General features: G+C 61.0%; 17 protein-coding genes. 6 read left to right on the top strand and 11 right to left on the bottom strand.

Features of this window, described 5'->3' with window-relative positions; translation table 11 throughout:
• Positions 1–30 precede the first annotated feature (30 nt).
• Complete coding sequence (locus BLL36_RS23245; protein WP_076953944.1) at positions 31–825, bottom strand: GntR family transcriptional regulator; 795 nt, start codon at positions 823–825, stop codon at positions 31–33.
• Between the two features lie 234 nt (positions 826–1059).
• Here BLL36_RS23245 and BLL36_RS23240 point away from each other — a divergent pair, with 234 nt between their 5' ends.
• From BLL36_RS23240 to hisM, 5 genes are all read left to right on the top strand, one after another.
• Complete coding sequence (locus BLL36_RS23240; RefSeq protein ID WP_076953942.1) at positions 1060–2073, top strand: SIS domain-containing protein; 1014 nt, start codon at positions 1060–1062, stop codon at positions 2071–2073.
• Position 2074: 1 nt separating this feature from the next.
• Positions 2075–2929 carry a PfkB family carbohydrate kinase gene (locus BLL36_RS23235; RefSeq protein ID WP_076953940.1) on the top strand — a complete coding sequence of 285 codons (855 nt, stop codon included), beginning with the start codon at positions 2075–2077 and terminating at the stop codon, positions 2927–2929.
• Positions 2930–2990: 61 nt separating this feature from the next.
• Positions 2991–3761, top strand: coding sequence for an ABC transporter substrate-binding protein (locus tag BLL36_RS23230; RefSeq protein WP_076953938.1), 771 nt, complete (start codon positions 2991–2993; stop codon positions 3759–3761).
• A gap of 23 nt (positions 3762–3784) precedes the next feature.
• On the top strand, positions 3785–4474 hold the full coding sequence (locus tag BLL36_RS23225) for an ABC transporter permease (protein ID WP_076953937.1): 690 nt from the start codon (positions 3785–3787) through the stop codon (positions 4472–4474).
• Positions 4471–5172: a histidine ABC transporter permease HisM gene (gene hisM / locus BLL36_RS23220; protein ID WP_076953935.1), complete on the top strand. Its 702-nt coding sequence runs from the start codon at positions 4471–4473 to the stop codon at positions 5170–5172. The genes BLL36_RS23225 and hisM overlap by 4 nt, the downstream gene beginning before the upstream one ends.
• Positions 5173–5197: 25 nt before the next feature.
• Here the strand turns inward: hisM and BLL36_RS23215 are convergent, their stop codons facing one another.
• The 9 genes from BLL36_RS23215 to pstS all read right to left on the bottom strand — a co-directional run bounded on the left by BLL36_RS23215 (position 5198) and on the right by pstS (position 12449).
• A complete protein-coding gene (locus BLL36_RS23215) occupies positions 5198–5446 on the bottom strand; it encodes a hypothetical protein (protein WP_076953933.1) in 249 nt (82 codons plus the stop codon).
• Positions 5443–6480: a chemotaxis protein CheB gene (locus BLL36_RS23210; protein ID WP_076953932.1), complete on the bottom strand. Its 1038-nt coding sequence runs from the start codon at positions 6478–6480 to the stop codon at positions 5443–5445. Before BLL36_RS23210 ends, BLL36_RS23215 begins: the two co-directional genes overlap by 4 nt.
• A gap of 265 nt (positions 6481–6745) precedes the next feature.
• Positions 6746–6907 carry a hypothetical protein gene (locus tag BLL36_RS31100; RefSeq protein ID WP_157697311.1) on the bottom strand — a complete coding sequence of 54 codons (162 nt, stop codon included), beginning with the start codon at positions 6905–6907 and terminating at the stop codon, positions 6746–6748.
• Between the two features lie 434 nt (positions 6908–7341).
• Positions 7342–7917, bottom strand: coding sequence for a hypothetical protein (locus BLL36_RS23205; RefSeq protein ID WP_076953931.1), 576 nt, complete (start codon positions 7915–7917; stop codon positions 7342–7344).
• 1 nt (position 7918) lies between these two features.
• On the bottom strand, positions 7919–8617 hold the full coding sequence (locus BLL36_RS23200; protein WP_076953929.1) for a hypothetical protein: 699 nt from the start codon (positions 8615–8617) through the stop codon (positions 7919–7921).
• A gap of 31 nt (positions 8618–8648) precedes the next feature.
• On the bottom strand, positions 8649–9410 hold the full coding sequence (pstB, locus tag BLL36_RS23195) for a phosphate ABC transporter ATP-binding protein PstB (RefSeq protein WP_010210300.1): 762 nt from the start codon (positions 9408–9410) through the stop codon (positions 8649–8651).
• 76 nt (positions 9411–9486) lie between these two features.
• Positions 9487–10380, bottom strand: a complete 894-nt coding sequence (pstA, locus tag BLL36_RS23190) for a phosphate ABC transporter permease PstA (protein WP_076953925.1) — start codon at positions 10378–10380, stop codon at positions 9487–9489.
• Complete coding sequence (gene pstC, locus BLL36_RS23185; RefSeq protein ID WP_057725518.1) at positions 10377–11345, bottom strand: phosphate ABC transporter permease subunit PstC; 969 nt, start codon at positions 11343–11345, stop codon at positions 10377–10379. The genes pstA and pstC overlap by 4 nt, the downstream gene beginning before the upstream one ends.
• A 75-nt stretch (positions 11346–11420) precedes the next feature.
• Positions 11421–12449, bottom strand: coding sequence for a phosphate ABC transporter substrate-binding protein PstS (gene pstS / locus BLL36_RS23180; RefSeq protein ID WP_076953924.1), 1029 nt, complete (start codon positions 12447–12449; stop codon positions 11421–11423).
• 184 nt (positions 12450–12633) lie between these two features.
• On the opposite strand from pstS, the gene ppk2 reads away from it, so the two are divergent.
• The gene (gene ppk2, locus BLL36_RS23175) at positions 12634–13551 is read left to right on the top strand and encodes a polyphosphate kinase 2 (protein ID WP_076953922.1); all 918 of its coding nucleotides are present in this window, start codon (positions 12634–12636) and stop codon (positions 13549–13551) included.
• A gap of 182 nt (positions 13552–13733) precedes the next feature.
• On the opposite strand, the gene treS is transcribed toward ppk2, so the two are convergent.
• A complete protein-coding gene (gene treS, locus BLL36_RS23170; RefSeq protein WP_076953920.1) occupies positions 13734–15797 on the bottom strand; it encodes a maltose alpha-D-glucosyltransferase in 2064 nt (687 codons plus the stop codon).
• Positions 15798–15843: the final 46 nt, after the last annotated feature.

Raw genomic sequence — 15843 nt, 5'->3', positions numbered from 1 at the left:
GTGGGTTGCGGGGTAGCGGGGTAGCGGAGCTTACGGACCGTCGTTATTGAAGCTACTGACCCGACTGTCCGCCAATTTGAAAATCACGCGCTGAGGGTGGTTGACCGAGACGAGGTATTCGACCGGCTGGCCCTGGCGATCAAAGATCACGCCGCGATAGACCAGCGCTGCCGTTCCGGGCTCGACGTCAAGCAGGCGCGCTTCCTGGTCGTTCATCGTGGCGACGCCCAGCGTGCCCTCGTCGCTGTCTATTTCGATCTGGTAGCGCGCCAGCAACAACGCATACAGCGAGGCCCCTTCGATCAGGTCCGCCGCCACCAGGTCGGGTGCGCGGGCGGCGGGAATGTAGCTGGTCTCGATGCAGAACGGTTTTTGATCCACGGTGCGCAGGCGCCGGATAGTCAGCAACGCATCACCTTCCTGGATCTTCAGCAACCTGGCGACGCGCGCGCTGGCCTGGGTCTGCTCGAAGTAGAGCAATTTACTTCCCGGCCGCGCACCCGCCTGTTCGACCACTTCGGCAATGCCTTTGCGCGCCACGGTATTGAGCGGTCGCTCGACACCTGGGGCCGTGACAAAGGTGCCACGGTTGCCCCGACGCTCCAGGATGCCGCGATCGACCAGCGTTTGCAGGGCCTTGCGCAGCGTCATCCGGCTGATCCCCAGGTGCTCGGCGAGGTCCCGCTCCGCCGGGATCCGCTCGGTCGGCCCGAACTCCGGGCGCTCCAGCATTTCCAGCAAAGCCTGCACGGCCTGCCAGGCCACCTGCTTGCGTTCGGGCGCCAGCAGGGCAACGTCGGAAGATTTTGGAGGGGTTACTTTCATGGTCTACATCCTGGATTATTTTTTCGGCACTGCCAGGGTTATCGCAAACCCCATCAATCGCCCGTAAACGCGGCAGGGGTAACACCAGCGACAAAATCGCCTCAAGAAACATTGCGAAAACGATGCGATACGCCGATTAGACCACGGGGAATAAGCCTTGTAATGGTATTTTTCATGGTATAGCTTTTGGTCTAAATAGAGATCATGAACCGCAACAAGCCCCCAGGAGCTCACATGGCGACCCAGTTCAACCGGGATGCATTTATCGCTTCCTTGCAGCAATCCGTGCATATCGTCGACGACGCCCAAGCGTATGGCCAGGAGCTGGCAACGCGGATCGACCGCATCTATTTCGTCAGTTGCGGCGCTCCCAACCGCATCATGCTCGGCCTGCAGTACTGGCTTGAACGCTACAGCCACACCCTGGAAGTGCGCCGTTATTTCCCGGCCGACTTCATGGACATCGATCCGCCGCGCCTGGACGAGCGCACCCTGGTGGTCCTGGCGTCCAAATCCGGAACGACCCAGGAAACCATCGCCGCCGCACGCTTTCTGCAGGACAAACCTTGTCTCACCGTAGGCGTGACCCAGACCGCCGAATTGCCCCTGGCCCAGGCCGTCCAGCATTGCTTCCTGCTGGGACGTACCGACGAAGCCTATTTCGGTTGCTTCATGACGCTGCAGGCCTTGATCGGCGGGATCCTGGCCAAACGCGAAGGCTGGCCGCTGCTGGCCAAGCTCACCCGCTCACTCAAGGCATTGCCACAAGCCCTCGCCGATGCCGCGATCAATAACGACCCGCGGGCCACCGAAGAGGCGCGCCTCTACAAAGATGATCGCGTCATGTATTTCCTGGCCTCGGGCCCCATGTTCACCACCGCCTATGTGTTCGGCGTCTGCGTGGTCATGGAAAGCCAATGGTTGCACTGCCTGCCGGTGGAAGCCGCGGAGTTTTTTCACGGCCCGTTCGAAGCCATCGATGCGACCACCCCGCTGCTCCTGCTGGTCGGTGAAGACCCCAGTCGCGCGCAGATGGAGCGGGTCGTGCAATTCTGCCAGCGCTACACCGAACGGGTCATGGTCTATGACGCCAAGGACTTCCCGATGGCGGGCATCGACGCCGAGATCCGCGCTATCGTCGCGCCCTACATCGTCGGCATCGCCGTGGAACGCATCGCCGCGCATCTCGCGGTCTGGCACCAGCAGCCACTGACAACGCGTCGCTACATGTGGAAAACGGAGTATTGAGATGGCCAGCCTGATCGCGGTCGGCGACAACACCCTGGACGTGTACCTGGACCAACACCTTGAATACCCAGGTGGCAACGCACTCAACGTCGCGGTGTTCGCCGCTCGGCTGGGGGCTCGCAGCGCCTACCTTGGCTGCGTTGGCAGTGATCGGTACGGCCAGTATTTGCTCGATTGCCTGCAACAGGAAGCCGTCGATGTGGCCCGCTGCAGCAGGCTGGACGGCGCCAACGGCTGGGCGTGCGTCGACAGCATCAACGGCGAACGGGTGTTTCTTGGCAGTGATCCGGGTGTGTGTCGCCAATTGCATCTGGAGGCTGACGACCTGGCCTATATCGCGACCTTCGCGCTGGCGCACAGCAGCCTCTATAGCGGCCTTGAGCACCAACTGGCGCAGATTCGCCAGGCCAGTGGCCGCCTGTCATTCGACTTCTCGGACAACTGGGTCGAGTTCGACTGGCAGGCGCTCATCCAGCAGGTCGACATTGCCTTTTTCTCGGCACCCGACCTGTCGTCAAGCGAGGCTCATGACCTGGCGCAGGCGATGCGCGCCAGGGGGCCGGCGGCGGTGGTCATCACCCGTGGCGCCCTGGGCGCTCTCGCGGTCGACGCCCAAGGCGTGCATGAGCAGCCCGCGCAGCCGTGCGCCTTCGTGGACAGCATGGGCGCCGGCGACGGTTTTATCGCGGCGTTCCTGCTCGCCTGGCAAGCCGGACACCCGCTTGCCGAATGCCTTTCCCGCGGCGTCGAACATGCCGGCCACGTGTGCGGCTGGGCCGGCGGCTTTGGCCATGGCCAGGCCGTCGACAGCGAGCGCGTCCAACAGCTCAAACACGCCTTGAACCTTCAAGGCTGAAGCCTGCTGCCCGGGCCAATGCCCGAGGCGGTTCCACCCATCTGTCGTGGATACCCTGTCGATGAAAAGATGTCTGATCGGTTTGATGCTCGCGGCCAGTCCGCTGATAACCTGGGGCGCCGGCGAACCCTTGCGTTTCGGGGTCGACCCCACCTACCCACCGTTCGAATCCAAGCAGCCGGACGGATCACTGACCGGCTTCGACATCGAGTTGGGCGAAAGCCTGTGCAGCGAGTTGCAACGCCGTTGCGTCTGGGTGGAAAACGCCTTCGACGGCATGGTCTCGGCCCTTAAGGGCAAGAAGTTCGACGCGATCCTCTCCGCCCTGTCGATCACTGAAGCACGCAAAGCCGAAATCGCCTTCTCCAATACCCTGTATGACACCCCGGCACGCTTGGTCGCCCCTGAAGGCAGCCCGTTGCAGCCGACGGCCGAATCCTTGCGGGGCAAGCGCATCGGTGTACAGCAGGGCAGCGTGTTCGAGGTTTATGCCAAGCGGATGTGGGGCCTCAAAGGCGTGGAAGTGGTGCCGTATCAAAGCAGCGACTTGACCTATTCGGACTTGATCAACGGTCGGTTGGATGCCGCGTTCGATGATGCGATTGCCGTCTCTGAAGGCCTGCTGAAGAAACCCATGGGCAAAGGCTTCGGCTATGCCGGCGAGGTGGTCAAGTCACCGGAGATCTTCGGCCCGGGCACCGGCATCGGTTTGCGTAAAAGCGACACAGCCCTGGCCGGCGAGATCAACCAGGCGCTGGAACGGATCCACCAGAACGGCACCTACGATCGCATCGCCAGAAAATACTTCGACTTTGACATCTCGCCCAAATAAACACCCGTGCGGAGCCTGAAAGCATGTTTCTCGAAGGGTATGGCTATCTGATTCTCCAGGGCGCGTGGCTGACCGTGCAGGTTGCCACGTGGGCCGCTTGCGTGGCCTTGCTGCTGGGCCTGCTCGGCGCCCTGGCGAAACTCTCGCCACTGGCGCCGCTGCGGCTGGCCGCGACGGTGTACACCACGCTGGTGCGCAGTGTGCCGGACCTGGTGCTGATGCTGCTGATCTATTACAGCGCGCAGATCGGACTCAACCAAGTCGCCGAAGCGTTTGGCCGTGAATCGTTGCAGTTGAACCCTTACGGCACGGCGATTGGTACCCTGGGCTTCATCTACGGTGCCTATTGCACCGAAACCTTTCGCGGCGCCTTCCAGGCCATCCCGTTCGGCCAGCTGGAAGCGGCGCGCGCCTATGGCATGAGCCATTGGCAAGTGCTGCGGCGCATTCGTCTGCCACAGATGATGCGGTTCGCATTGCCCGGCATTGGCAATATCTGGCAAGTGCTGTTGAAAAGCGCGGGCCTGATCTCGCTGCTGGGCCTCAACGACATGGTCCAGGTCGCCAAGCAGGCCGGCAATGCGACCTCAAGGCAGATGTTTTTCTACCTGGTGATCGCCGCGATATTCCTCGCCTTCGCGATCCTTTCAAGCCTGCTGCTCAAACAGCTGGAAAGGCGCTACAGCCCTGAACCGCAGCGGAGAATGTCATGATCGAGATACTCAAAGAGTTCGGGCCGAACTTCCTCTGGTCAGACGGTTACCGCTGGAGCGGCCTGGCTGTCACCTTATGGCTATTGGTGACGTCTGCCGTGCTCGGTTTGTGCGCGGCCATACCGCTGGCGCTGGTGCGCACCTACGGCAATCGCTGGCTGGCACTGCCGGTGCAGCTTTACACCCTGGTGTTTCGCGGCACGCCGCTGTTCGTGCAACTGCTGATCATCTACAGCGGCCTGGCGAGCCTGAGTTTGATCCGAGAATCGCCGAGCCTGTGGTGGTTCTTCCGGGACGGCATGCACTGCGTGATCCTGGCACTGGCCCTGAACACCTGCGCCTATACCATCGAGATTCTAGCCGGCGTGCTGCGCACTACCCCACGCGGCGAAATCGAGGCCGCGCTGGCGCTGGGCATGACCCGCAGCCAGGTATTCATCCTGGTGCTGATACCCAGCATGCTGCGCCGTGCACTCCCGGCCTACAGCAACGAAGTGATCTTCGTCCTGCACGCCACCGCCATCGCCTTTACCGCGACCGTGCCCGACATCCTGAAAATCGCGGCGGATGTCAACGCGGCCACGTTCAAAACGTTCCAGGCCTACGGCATCGCCGCCCTGCTCTACATGGTGCTGGCGTGCGCGCTGGTAGGCGTATTCAGATTGGCTGAGCGCCGGCTGCTGGCTTACCAACGTTGAACGGCGGGACACTCTGCCAGGGTGGCTAGAACTTGGGCCCGTCACCGGTGGCTTCAGCCAGGGTAGCCAGCGTCTCTTCCATGCGGGTTATCTCGTCTTGAAGCTTCTGGAAGACCAAGCGGAACGCGCCGTCTACGTCCACCGTTTGATGACCCCGCAGTGAGCCTGCTCGTTCTTCCTGCGCGCGCTCAAGCGCGGTCACGCTTTCCCGCAGCGCCAAGAGCTGGGCAAAGATCGCCGCGACTTGTTCCCGAGTATCAGTGTCGATGTTCATTTCGGCGTTTCCGCGCGGCTGGACGACACGGGGCGCAGCGTTGTTACCAGCGCGCGCAGGGTGTCCTTGTGGCCCTCAAGGCCTTCGCTCGCCAGTTCGTACTCTTTTACCGCGCCCGTTCGCCCGACAGCCTTGCTGCTTTGAATCTGCCGACCGAGCAGTAACTGCTTTTCGTGCATGGCGCGAATGGCCACCCACAGCGCTTCCTCGATCACGCCGTTCTGGCCATGAAACAACGCAGCCGAGGTATAGCTGTGGCCGGTATGGCAACGAAAGCGCGGCGGTGCGGCGCCCAGCTCCCATAACGAGCCGCCGCATTCCGGGCACGATACGCCCGAGACCTTGCCTATCGCGTCCAGGGCATAGGCCCCGCCTGAACTGAGGTCTTCAGTCAGATCGTTTTCAGTCGCGTAGGGCTCGATACGCTTGGGCTCCCCGGGCGCGTGCGCTTGGGGCGCGCGCTGCTGAACCAGGCGGCCAAGGGCGCTGCCCAGCTCATCGAGCGGCAAGCAAGCGTCCACCTCCACATGACGCAGGGCGTTCATCGGCATCGAGGGCGCTTCGGCTGTCTCGGGGTCCTGGACATACACCCTGCCCCCGTAAGCCTTGATCGCCTGGAGGCCGACCACGCCGTCGTCAAGCTCGCCGGTGAGGATCACGCCAATGGCTCCCTCTGCGTAGCTGATCGCAGCGGAGCGAAACATCGGGTCAATCGCAGGGCGGGAGTAATTTTCCTTGGCGCCGCGGACCAACTGCAGCGAGCCGCGCTTGATCAGCAGGTGCTGGTCCGGTGGCGCCACATAGACCCGGCCGTTCTTTGGGGTTTCTCCAGACAAGGCAAAGTCGATGTCCAATGAGCTCGCCTTAGCCAGCAGGCTCGGCAGCAGGCTGGGTTGATCGCCGATATGCATGGTGATGAACACCGCGGCCTGCAGATCGCTCGGCAGCTGGGCCAGCAATGTGCGCAATGCCATTAAACCGCCGCTGGAAGCGCCGATCACGATGATTTGGTCAACCGGGTTATCTTGATGCATCAGATATGTCCTTGCTGTGACTGTGCCGCCGGTGCACAGGTTGAAACTGCGGCCTCACGCTGAACATTTCGATAAGCCACGTACCTCGCGCGGTGCCATTGGGCGACCGTCTTGTTAGTTCTGATAGGTGTGCGGCCGGGAAGGTTCGGAAAAATTCACTGGACGTGGAGAACGCCCGTTCGACCGGCGCTTATCCATCGTCCCGGCCGCTGTGGGGCAGCGGCCGGAATGAGGCCGGCGGGCGCTTCGGATTTACAAAGGACCGTCAGTTGTCAGGATGCTCGCTCGCGACCGAATCGGCAGCATCCACATCGGACATGTCCTCTTCAAGAGGTGCCTCGTCGTCCGGCGGCAACGGGATATTGTCTTCATCACGCTCAGGATCATGCCCGGCTTCGTTAACGGGGGCGTTTTCATTGCTGTGCATATTGACTCTCCTTGCTGATGCTCGGGATATCCGCGCTTACACTTGAGAGACGGCACGCCATTCAGAGTGCCGGGCATTAGACGAATGGCCAAATAAAAAGCGCCGAACTGATTTTCTGTGGGAGCTGGCTTGCCTGCGATGCACATAGGTATCTACACATTTTGTAGTGAGCGGGCTTGGCGAATCGTCGCACCGCCCGCGCTGGGCTGCGAAGCCGCCCCAATAAAGACATCGCGCAGTTTCAGACAAACCCAATTCGCCTGGTTTGGGGCCGCTTCGCAGCCCAGCGCGGGGCAAGCCCGCTCACTACAGGGAATTGTCAGTCTCTGAAGGTTGGTAAAACAGGCATACCCAGTTGAACAAGCATAAAAAAGGGGGCCAACTGATTCCTCAGCCGCCCCCCTTGCTTAACCCTGCCTATACGGCAAGCTTCTTCAGCCGTTCAACGTAAGCCCCGGATAACTGCGCACCGGCAGCTTGTGCCTCTTTGGTTGCTGCCGTGCAAGCTGCGTCTGCACCTGTGCAACCGCCTCCAACACCCGCTGCGCCCACTGCTTGTCTTGCGGGTCCACCACCACCACGCGAAACCCGTGATCGACCCCCTCAAGCTGCACACCCTCGGAATCATCGACATGCAAGTCGATGTCGAATGCCGGCGGGAATTTCGACGGGGTGCTCGACAGCCCACGGTCCGTAAGGGCCTGGTTGTGCCGCACGCTGTTGACCACACCGTCGACGTGGATGCCGTACAACAACAACCAACGACGGATGTAGGACGGGGTGCGGCCGGACGAGGTGTAGACCCACACGCTGCAGCCCTGGCGCCGCAACTCACGGGTCAAGGCGCGGGTTCCGCTGCGCAGCGGTTCGCCCAGCCAGCGGTGCACACACGCCGGCAGACGGCTGTGTTCGGTCGCACTGTGGTGGAGCTGGCAAGCCAGCGTGTCATCGATATCGAACGAGATACGAATGCGCTGGCGCTTGAACGCATGCTTGAGCGTGCCGAGCATATCAATAGCCACCTTGATAAACGGGTGCCGGGGTGTCGCCCAGGAAAAATTCCCTTGGATCAGGGGCGTTATCTTCCAGGAACGCGGCATATTTCTTCTTGATCTTGGGCAATTCGTACAAAGCCTTGACGCCATGCTTGGCGGAGTTGCGTATGACCGAGGACGGGTTGAAGTAGCCCTCGGCGTTGTCCAGCGTCAGTACAAACGGTGGCAACCCCGCGCGCATCAGCAGGTAGCTGACGATCAGCGAACCGCTGCGGTGATTACCTTCAATGAACAACTGCGGCTTGCTGAGGACGCGCACGTAGACCCCGGCGGCGCGCTTCCACACCGATTCATCGTGGTGCTTGCAGTACCAGTTGTACAAATCCTTGATGCCACCTTCGACATTGTTGAAAAAATGCACTTCGGTCGCGGCCAGGTGCTGGGCGTATTCCTGCCGGCGCTGCGGGTCTTTGCCGCAGAGCACGGTGGCATTGATCTCCAGCATCAGGTTCAGTTGCTGCAGGTCGAACAAGTCGACTCCGCGCGCGACATACTCGTCAATCAGGGCGTAGCCTTCAAGCACATTGTGCAACACCTCGTCTGTCAGCGGGTCGCGTGGCTCGGTAAAGTCCCGGCTGAGCTGGGCAAAACGGCCCTGTACCTTACGCAGTGCGCGTTCGATCGCGAGCAAATCAAGACGACGTGTTGCAGTCATTGGCAATCCTGAGAAACGGTGGATGGGCGGATCAGCTGAACTTGCCGCTGATGTAGTCCCCGGTCATTTGTTCGCGCGGGTTTTCGAAGATCTGCGCGGTGGGGCCCATTTCCACCAGATAGCCGGTACGGGTGCCCTGGGAGATATCCACCGAGAAAAACGCGGTGGTATCGGCCACGCGAATGGCCTGCTGCATGTTGTGGGTCACCAGCGCGATGGTGTAGTCCTTCTTGAGCTCGACCATCAGTTCCTCTACGCGGCGCGTGGCAATCGGGTCAAGCGCCGAGCAGGGTTCATCGAGCAGCAACACCTCAGGCTCGGTGGCGATGGCGCGGGCGATGCACAGGCGTTGCTGCTGGCCGCCGGAAAGCGACAGGCCGCTGACCTTGAGCTTGTCCTTGACCTCATCCCACAACGCGGCGCCCTGCAGGGCGTGCTTGACGCGGTCACCCAAGTCACCCTTGTAGCGATTGAGGCGCAGGCCAAAGGCCACGTTGTCGAAGATGCTCATCGAGAACGGGTTCGGCTGTTGGAACACCATGCCGATGTAACGGCGTACGACCACCGGATCAACGCCCTTGCCGTACACGTCCTGGCCGAGGAAATGTACATGGCCTTCGAAGCGAAAGCCCTTCACCAGGTCATTCATGCGGTTGAGGCTACGCAGTACGGTGGATTTGCCACAGCCGGACGGGCCGATGAAGCCGGTGATCTTGTTTTTCTCGATCGGCACATGGCTATCACGCACCGCCATGAAGTTGCCGTAGAAAATCTTGTCCAGCTTGCAGTCCATGACCACAGGTGCCTGGGTGATAAACGGAGCGGCTATTTGCGCAGATGACGTGTTCAAAATTCAGTTGCTCCCGTTCTTAGTACTTGGGCTTGCCGAAAATACGGCTCACGATATTCACGACCAGCACGATCATTACCAGCACCAACGAGGCCGCCCAGGCGAGCTCGAGCTGGTTGTCGAAGGGCATGCCGGAGAAGTTGTAAATCAACACGGCAAGGGAGGCCGTCGGATTCATCACCGCCAGGTTGCCGTCGTGGTAGATCCAGTAGTTGCTGAACAGCGCGGTGAACAACAGCGGTGCGGTTTCGCCGGCGGCGCGCGCCACGGCGAGCATGACGCCCGTGAGGATTGCCGGCATGCCGGTGGGCAGGACGATTTTCCAGATCACTTGCGAGCGGGTGCAGCCCATGCCGTAGGCGGCGTCCTTCATGATCTTGGGCACCATCTTCATCGACTCTTCAGCCGTGAGCACCACGATCGGCAGCATCAATACCGCCAGTGCGATGCCGCCGGCAGGCGCCGAGTAGGTCCCGGTGGTCATCACCACCAAAGCGTAGGCAAACACGCCCGCCAGGATCGACGGCAAGCCGGTGAGCATCTTGGCGGCGAAGCGTGAAGCGTTCGCCAGTTTGCTGTCCGGCCCCAGCTCAGCCAGGAACACGGCGGCCAGGATACCGACCGGCACCGCGATGGCGGCCGCGATACCGACCATGACGAACGTACCCGCCATGGCGTTGCCGAAGCCACCGCCGGTCTCGAACCCGGTCGGTGGCAATTCGGTGAACACTTCCAGGCTCAGGCGAGCGCCGCCGCGGGTGATCAGCATGTACAGCACGGAAATCAGCGGCACGCTGGCCAGCAGTGCGCCGAACCACACCAGGCTGGTCAGCACCAGGCTACGCAGGGCGCGGCCTTCGAACCGGCGCTGCAGGCTCGGCATGGCGGTGATTGGGGAAGAGAGGTCAGTCATTGTTTAGTCCCCCGCTGGGCGTAGACCATGATCATCGAACCGATGATGTTCACCAAAAGCGTGATGAACATCAGCACCAGTGCGGCGTACATCAGTACCTCGATCTCGTTCGGGCCGGCTTCGGGGAAGTTCAGCGCCAGCAAGGCCGCCAGGGTATTGGCCGGTGCAAACAGCGACAGGGAAATATTGTTCGCGTTGCCCACCAGCATGGCCAGGGCCATGGTTTCACCCAGTGCGCGGCCCAGGCCGAGCACCAGGGAACCGAAGATGCCGGTGGCGGCGGATGGCACCATCACCTTGAGAATCGCTTCCCAATGGGTGGTGCCCATGCCGTAGGCGGCTTGCTTGGTTTTCATCGGCACGCCCGTGAGGGCGTCCTGGGAAACGGCGGCGATGGTCGGCAGAATCATGATCGCCAGTACCAACGCGGCCGGCAGCAGGCCCGGTCCACTCAGGGAGGTGCCGAAAAACGGGATCCAGCCAAGCTCGCTGTTCAGCCACGCCGTCAGCGGGCGAATCGCCGGAATCACCACATAGATCCCCCACAGGCCGTAAACGACGCTGGGGATGGCGGCGAGCAACTCGACGATGGTGCGAAACACTGCAGCCAGCTTGGCCGGTAAAAAGTCCTGAGTCAGGAATATCGCCATGCTGACGCCAAAGAAACCTGCGATCAGCAACGCGATGAAGGCACTGTACAGCGTGCCCCAAATCGCCGGCAGAATGCCGTATTTGCCTTGGTTCACATCCCAGACACTGCCCAACAGCACATCAAAGCCGTGCTTTTCCATGCCGGGAAGTGCCTTGCGCCCTACTTCGAACACCAGCGCGAAAACCAGCGCCAGTATCAGCACCACACCGATGCGTGCAAGGGCACGGAAGGTGCGGTCAACCACAAAGTCCTTCGTGGACGGTGGCCGGCACGCAGAGTCCGGGTTAACCGGTACGACAAAAGGTGAGTTCATTGGCTGATTCCGGAACAAGGGGGGAACGCTTCCGGCATGGCGGGCAAGCCCACGCCGGGAGCGGCCTGGCAAGCCTTACTGAATGTTGGCGGAAGCTTTGCGAACCTGGTCGACAACCGATTTGGGCAGCGGGATGTAACCCATCGAGTCGGCAATTTTCTGACCTTCGGTCAGGCTGTACTCGACCATTTCACGCATGGCCTTGGCTTTGGCCGGGTTGCCGTTGTTCTTGCGGAAGATCATCCAGGTATAGGAAGTGATCGGGTAGGACTTGGCGCCATCCGGATCCGGCAGCCAGGCCACCAGGCTTTCCGGCATCTTCACCGCAGCCAGGGCTTCAGCACCGCTTTCGGCGTTTGGCACCACGTAGTGACCAGCCTTGTTCTGCAGTTGGGCGAAGTCGACCTTGGCCAGCTTGGCGAAGCCGTACTCGATGTAACCGATAGCGCCTGGGGTCTGGCGCACGGTGGCGGTCACGCCATCGTTTTTCGGCGATTTGATGAACTTGTCGCTGGCTGGCCAGTTGACGGTGTTGCCTTCACCCAGGTCCTGTTTGAACGCAGGGTTGATGGCCGACAGGTGCTTGGTGAACACCGCTGTGGTACCGCTGGAGTCTGCACGCACCACAACGGTGATAGGCATGTCAGTCAGTTTCAGCTCAGGGTTGGCCGCGACGATCTGCGGGTCGTTCCACTTGGTGATCTTGCCCAGGAAGATGTTGGAGTACACCTCGCGCGGCAGCTTCAAGCCTTTTGGGCTGCCCGGCAGGTTGTACGCCAGAACGATTTCGCCCGCGGTCATCGGCAGCAGTTGCACGCCTTCGGCAACCTTGGCGATGTCTTCGTCTTTCATTGCCGAGTCACTGGCGGCGAAGTCGACGGTTTTGTTCAGGAAGTCCTGCACGCCCGCGCCACTACCTTTGGATTGGTAGTCAACCGTGACGCCTTCTGCCTTCTTGCTGAAGTCTTTGAACCAGGTGAGGTAGATCGGAGCCGGGAAACTTGCGCCAGAACCTGTCAGGCGGACGTTTTCCGCCGCAAATACCGAGGTGGCACTCAAAGAAACCGCAACGGCGATTGCAGCAGACTTCATCAGACGTTTCATTAAGGAGAATCCTAGTGATTTCGGGCTCGGCAACTCTGCAACAATCTTGTTACGGTTTTATGAACGTGCAGTGGCAAAACGCCCGGTTGTCGCCCTCCTCCCTCGCGATCAGGCGATTCGGTGTAATTGGTTGGTAACAAAATGCGTCTATGACTTGGCCATCCCCACCACGCGAGTTCCGCCCATGTCCTCTGTAGAAGACGCCTTGATGCAGCGCATTCACCGTGAATTGCTTGATCACAGTGATGAGGAGTTGGAACTGGAACTGTCCGAAGACGGGCACGACCTGAACACACTGTTCGATGAGCATGTCGGTGAAAGCCGCGAAAAAGCCGCGCGCAGGATTTATTTCAGCGAGCTGTTCCGCCTGCAGGGCGAGCTGGTGAAATTGCAAAGCTGGGTGGTCAAGACCGGCCACAAGGTGGTGATCCTGTTCGAGGGGCGTGATGCCGCCGGCAAGGGCGGCGTGATCAAGCGCATCACCCAGCGCCTGAACCCCAGGGTCTGCCGGGTGGCCGCCCTGCCCGCGCCGAATGACCGTGAACAGACGCAGTGGTATTTCCAGCGCTATGTCTCACACCTGCCGGCCGCCGGTGAAATCGTGCTGTTCGACCGCAGTTGGTACAACCGCGCCGGCGTCGAGCAAGTCATGGGGTTCTGTAATGACGACCAGTACGAAGAATTCTTCCGCACCGTGCCGGAGTTCGAACGTATGCTCGCCCGCTCCGGTATCCAGTTGATCAAGTACTGGTTTTCGATTTCCGACCAGGAACAGCACCTGCGCTTTCTCAGCCGCATTCACGACCCGCTCAAGCAGTGGAAGCTGAGCCCCATGGACCTGGAGTCACGCCGGCGCTGGGAAGCCTATACCAAGGCCAAGGAAATCATGCTCGAACGCACCCACATCGCCGAAGCGCCCTGGTGGGTGGTGCAGGCTGACGATAAAAAGAAAGCACGGCTCAACTGTATCAGCCACCTGCTCGGGCAGATGCCTTATGAAGAAGTCGAACTGCCGGTGATCGAACTGCCGCAGCGCGAGCGGCAGGAGGATTACTCGCGCAGCCCGACGCCGCCGGAGCTCATTGTGCCGCAACTCTACTGATCCAGAGCTCTCGACATGCTGTAGTGAGCGGGCTTGCCCCGCGCTGGGCGGCGAAGCCGCCCCAATCGGATCGCCGCGGTCTGTCAGATAGAACCGGATCGACGGGTTTTGGGGCGGCTTCGCCGCCCAGCGCGGGGCAAGCCCGCTCACTACAGCGATAGCGCAGGATTAAAATGTGAGCGCTACATCGGCGCGCTGCTGACAACTCTCAGCGCCAGCCCCTCATAGGCATCCAGCGTAATGGTGAATTCGCCTTCGGCGGTCAAATCCCCCTCGACCCGTTCGTTGATGATGTCCACCACCATCCCCGCAGCAATATCGGGCAGGTGCAGCGTCTCGGTGATTGGCGTAGCGCCAAAATTCAGCGCGGTAATTTGTGTGCCCTTCCCGGCCGGCAACTCATGCACCATCACCAACAACCCAGGATTCTCCACCTCCGGCACCTGAATCTGGCGGCTGGCGGCGATATCGTAGGCCCGGCGTACGGCGAGGATTTTCTGTAGCTGCGAGGCAAACGATTCGGGATCCTGCAACTGGCTGTTCAGGCTGCCGTAGAGGCTTTTCGAGCGTGGCATGTGACCGGCCGAAAGCTCAGCGTCCGGGTTCAGCTCCACCAGGTCATACGCGCCGCGATGAATCCAGCGCGTATCGCCGTCCTGCATCAGGTGCTCGACCTCTTCGGCCGCCAACGGCAGCGCGCCCACCAAGTCCCAGCCGGACAAGGCAAACACGCCGGGCTGCATGGCGTTGTACATCACCAGCAGCAAATGGATCTGGCGGATCTGCTGGATATCCGCCGGTGTGATCGCTTCCAGGTCACGAATGCCCAGCGCCGCCGTGATGATGCTGGCGGTGGTGCACGACACGCCATTGGTCACGAATTTGAGGTTATACGGCGCATGTTCGCCGGTCAGGCGCTCGTACATCTGTTCGCGAATGTGCTCACGCAGGATATTGCCGGGGAAGGTCTGGCCCTGGTAAAGGAAGGTATCGTGGGCGTGCAGCGTCCAGAAGTGCACCAGTTCCAGGGTCAATTCGTCGTGGTTCTGCAACGCATGGATCAGCGAGCCGGGGTCGATGCCCTGCCGGTGCATTTCGCGCAGCATCAAGCGCAGGAACTCGGCATCGCCCATCAGCAGCGCGTGCTGGTAGGCGGGACGGGTGATGAAGTCGTAGGACAGGTCGGCGCCGCCATGGGACATCGAAGCAATGTCATCCACGGTGAGGTTCAATTCCTGGAAGCTGAAACCGCCGGCCTTGCGGATCGCCCCGCCGAGCAACTGGTTGCCGGTGATCGACAGCGGATGGCTTTCGGACCACGCGGTGCCATCCAGCTTGCGTTCCACACCGAGGAAACCGTTGGCGTCCAGGCGCAGGATCTTCGCGCCCATCACGTCGATGGCATGCAGCGCATCGCCGATGATCATCTGCTGCGCGGCGAAGGTGGGGTCCAGCCAATTCAGTGACGGCTGGCCCTCTTTGAAATAATGCAGGTACACCCAGCGCCGTGGTTTGCCGTCCACGCCCACCACGACGTCGGTGGCGCTCCAGTCGGTTTCCTTGACGCCGGGTTCGAAGAAAATCACCCGCTGCAATTGGCCGACGATGTAGTGCTTGTCGCGCAACGCATCGACCTGCAGCGGGCTGAGGTTCTGCGCATCGCGCCCCTCGGCGACCTCGGGCAGCAGCGGCCAGTCTTCTTCACGGATTTCGACCATGTGGTAGAGGCCGGGGTAGTCCTCATACGCCATCTCGGCCAGGCGAAAGTCCGCGCCTTTGCCGGTGTGGGACGGGATCACATCATCGATGATCACCGCGTTGTGCGCCGCCGCCATGCGTGTCAACGCCTGCAACTGCGCCTCGGTGCCCAGCTGTGGGTCGATTTCGAAACTGATGCGGTCGAAGTTACCGTCGATGGTCGGCGTATGTCGGGTACCGTTCAGGCCGCCGGACTTTTTCAACGGGCCGTTATGGATGCCCTGGATGCCGATCTTCGACAAGGCGTGCCACAGCGCTTCATCCCCCAGCGCCTCCAGTACCGTGCCGCCCTCGCGGGTCACGATCGACGCCGGGTAGGCGGTGAACCACACCGACGACAACGCCGACGCATCGCGCGGCCGGGTTTGCGCGTAAGGCTGCTGCCACAACCGGCCCTGCCCCGAATAGAGCTTGGCCCGCTGGCGTGCCGCATGCAGCATCGATTGTTCCACCAGCCAGTTCACATGGTTGTTTTCAGCCGCCGTCATAAGCTTGGTACCTGTCGTCGAATGCATTACTCGTGAACATATGAGG

Origin of the sequence: Pseudomonas cedrina subsp. cedrina (genome assembly GCF_001983175.1) — a bacterium.
Lineage (GTDB): Bacteria > Pseudomonadota > Gammaproteobacteria > Pseudomonadales > Pseudomonadaceae > Aquipseudomonas > Aquipseudomonas cedrina.
This window is presented reverse-complemented; position numbering and strand designations above follow the sequence as displayed.